General features: G+C 36.3%; 4 protein-coding genes and 1 pseudogene. All 5 read left to right on the top strand.

All coding sequences use genetic code 11. The features are described 5' to 3' along the window. Positions 1-380: pseudogene (locus tag QMA35_RS21055) on the top strand (hypothetical protein); the annotation flags it as partial. Between the two features lie 86 nt (positions 381-466). Further along, positions 467-886 carry a hypothetical protein gene (locus QMA35_RS21050; protein WP_281649103.1) on the top strand — a complete coding sequence of 140 codons (420 nt, stop codon included), beginning with the start codon at positions 467-469 and terminating at the stop codon, positions 884-886. Positions 887-1,009: 123 nt separating this feature from the next. Further along, a complete protein-coding gene (locus tag QMA35_RS21045) occupies positions 1,010-1,654 on the top strand; it encodes a hypothetical protein (RefSeq protein WP_281649102.1) in 645 nt (214 codons plus the stop codon). 178 nt (positions 1,655-1,832) lie between these two features. Further along, entirely contained in the window at positions 1,833-2,762 is a 930-nt protein-coding gene (locus QMA35_RS21040; protein ID WP_281649101.1) for a hypothetical protein, read from the top strand. Next, on the top strand, positions 2,749-3,507 hold the full coding sequence (locus QMA35_RS21035) for an HIRAN domain-containing protein (protein ID WP_281649100.1): 759 nt from the start codon (positions 2,749-2,751) through the stop codon (positions 3,505-3,507). The genes QMA35_RS21040 and QMA35_RS21035 overlap by 14 nt, the downstream gene beginning before the upstream one ends. Positions 3,508-3,584: the final 77 nt, after the last annotated feature.

Below are 3,584 nucleotides of genomic sequence, written 5' to 3'. Positions count from 1 at the left end.
GCAACGAAATATTTATCGCGCTATCTGGGGTGGAAGCGATTTTTAAAGACACATATCTTCTCAGAAGAGAGTTTGTTAGATCAGGAAGCGTCCCATTGGCTCAACCCACATTTATTGTGAACAGAGCCAGGAAAGAGCTTGTTAAACTTCTGGGTTCCAAGGAATTTCATATTGGAGAAAAGAAGTATTATGTCTCTCAGGTGAAAGCTGAAAGCTCGTCAGATGGTACCGCCGTTGGTATGGTCGTTGGTGGTATTATTGGCTTACTTGCAGGCCCAATGGGTGTTGCTGCTGGCGGAGTTCTAGGAAGTATTGTAGGTAAAGATAATGATATAAAAGAAGATGAGAAAGTAAAAAAGTTCAATGGGAGTAAGCTGTGAAGAAGTCGAAGCTTAACTTGAAATGGATTTTTTCCCTACTTTTTCTAATTGCATTATTCATACTAATGCAAGTCTATGGTAGTGCCATGAAAGAGCCGCTAAAAACTATGCTCGAATCAGGTGCCATTAATACATTTATATGGGCATATGTTGGCTCAGTTTTTTTGCTTCACCAATATTTATATGGTGCCAACGAACTGAAAAATGATAGCTTTATATATAAGCACTTTGGTAGGTATGCCGATACACTTTTCGGTATTGCAACGTATGGTTTGGCTGGCACGACCTCAACAGCACTCTTAAAAGGTCTTTATTTACAAACTTTTTATAGTGGTATGTATTTTACTGGCTTTGGCACTTTTGATCTTGTCTCAATGTTTTTGCTTACATCTTTCTTGTTAGTCTACAGCATGTTCAATACATCAATGATGCTTAGAACAATTATTTATCACACTGAAACAGTTGAGATAACAGTAAAAAGTAACTTAACAAGTAAATCCAGGTGACGCCTACGGCGCACCTGATTTAGGCGTTATGTGGCTCCATACATGTGAGCCATCTTCATATTCATAAAGCACTCTTATGTACTACTTTTAAACAACACTTAAGTGAACACCGAATGATCTACGATGAAAATCAACAAAAGTGAAATAAAAGGTCGGTTGCAACTGTGGGAGCAAGCCCTTACAGAATGCTGCTTTCTTCTTTCACAATCAATCAGGGCATTTTCGGCCTTTACTTCTAGTGAGATATCAGAAAAAGAAAACAATCATATCAAAAAAGTCATTGAGTTCTCGAAAACCAAGGATGATTACAGAGAAGGAACTTTAGTATTAACTCACCTTCAGGAATATGAGTCAATTTTCCCTAGGCCATTTCCGACAGCTATAGATTGTTTAAAAGTGTCTGAAAATAATATAATGCTCGCATCGGCATTATTATCTCAGATTTTTAATCCAGGAAATGCAGAGAAGAACTACGGATCAAAAAATTCATTGACCTTTAATGAAAAACATTTTCCAGTAATATTGAAACGATCTTTTTCCGAAAAAAAAGATATAGATAGGTTTAATTTCTATACACATAAAATGATAAGTGCAAGAGACAGTATGATAGGGCATGCTGACGCTGGTGCTTTTTACATTCATTATGAAGAACCATTTACAGCATCAAATATGCACTCGAAATCGATTGAAGATATAGATGCTAAAGAGTTCCTTCCACTGCTAGAAAAAGTATTAGAGCAGCTTCGACTTTATAAACAGTCATTTTAGAAGCCCAGCCACATAACAAGTGCTTCAAATGGGACGCCTACGGCGCCCCTTAAGCAAGCGTTAGATTTTTTAAACGCCATATCACTCTCATTGATATTTGTATAGCAAAAAAGCATAATTTATGGTAAGTTTACCGTCTTGTTTCGAGAAGACACTCTAAATACTATTGGCGCTTATAATGAGTTTTAAAATTGAAGAAATTGATTTCAGTGCTGAAGATTTAGAACAGTTAGGAACGAAAGAAAAATTTTGGTTCTACTTTGAAGCAAATGAGGATATTAAATGGCTGTTCAAATATTCACGTGAAAATACTGGCGAGCACTGGTCAGAGAAAGTTGCTGAATGTTTGTGCAAAGAACTTGATATTCCTCATGTGAATTATGAAATTGCACGATCTTCAGGAAGGTTTGGAATCATTACAAAGAATGTTATTCCTCAAAACTGTAGAATGGTTATGGGAAATGAAGTTCTTCATAAACACTCACCTAAAACGTATCCTAGACCTGAAGAAGATGATGAAAGTTTTGTTCGTATTAAGGAACATACTGTAAATAGAGTTCTTGGTTGTTTAGATTCCAAAACATTACCTCCCAATATTAATGCTATTAATATTAACGGCCTTAATGCTGGTGATGTATTTTGTGGATATTTAATGCTAGACGCTTTAATTAGCAATCAAGACAGACATCATGAAAACTGGGCTGTAATTGTGGACAATGATACTGGGGAACAACATTTATGCCCTTCGTATGATCATGCTGCAAGTTTAGGTCGTGAACTTCTCGATTCTGAACGTGATGAACGAATCAACACTAAAGATAAAAACAGAACAATTGAAAAATTCGTATGTAAGGCACGATCAGAATTATTCCGCCTGAAAACAGATAAGAAACCTTTGTTTACAGTAGATGCCTTTTATACAGCTATTGAAAAAAGAGTTTCAGCAAAAACGCATTGGCTATCTAAACTTAGAAGTTTGAGAGAAGATAAAATTATGGAGATTTTTTCTAATATACCAAGTGAAGTAATAAGTGAGACTGCTAGAAACTTCGCAATTAAAATGGTTTTAGAAAATAAAAGAAGGCTACTTGAAGATGAAAGAGCATAACTCAGTATATCTGGCATGGCAGTCAACCTCTACTCGTGAGTGGCATGTCGTTGGCCTCTTGAAAGAACATGATTCTGGTTATAGCTTTAACTACACTAAGGGCGCGCGTTTATCAGACAAATTTATCCCTTTCAGTGGCATGGAAAATTTTGAAAAAACGTATGTTTCTGACGCCTTATTTCCATTATTTAAAAATAGAATTTTGTCGTCTAGACGTCCAGAATACCCCAGTTTTCTCAAGTGGATTGGCCTAGAAGAAAAAGATGCTACTGCTATCAATGTACTTGGACGTTCTGGAGGCTTGAGAAGTACAGACAAGCTACAAATGTTCAAGAGATTTGAAATTGATAAAAATGGAAACTTTGAACAAATTTTCTTTGCACACGGTGTGAGTCATTTACAAAAAAGTGCATCTGAGCGTGTATCTCAGTTAAAGTCAGGTGATAAGCTAAAATTTTGTTTAGATAATCAAAATGATTACGATAAATATGCTGTTCTAATCAGAGCCGACAACCCTGCTGAAATTGTTGGGTTTTGCCCTCGATATATTTCAAGAGACATTAACAAGTTATTAACACAATATAAATCCAATATCGCTGTGTCTGTTGAATCTTTATGTGATGATGCACCTTCGAATTATCGCCTCATGTGTAAAGTAAAGGGATCTATTGACCCTGAAGAAATTATCAACTTTATGAGTCATGAAGAATTTCAATTGATCACCCCCTCCGAAAAAAAAATCTAACAAGTGGGTCCAGGTGACGCCTTCGGCGCACCTGACCCAGGCGTTGTGCGTCGGTGTGAATATATTAATTTCTCGTT

The sequence above is a fragment of the Parendozoicomonas sp. Alg238-R29 genome, assembly GCF_947331445.1.
GTDB lineage: Bacteria > Pseudomonadota > Gammaproteobacteria > Pseudomonadales > Endozoicomonadaceae > Sansalvadorimonas.
The sequence above is the reverse complement of the archived record's forward strand: the minus strand, read 5'-3'. Positions and strand labels throughout refer to the sequence as shown.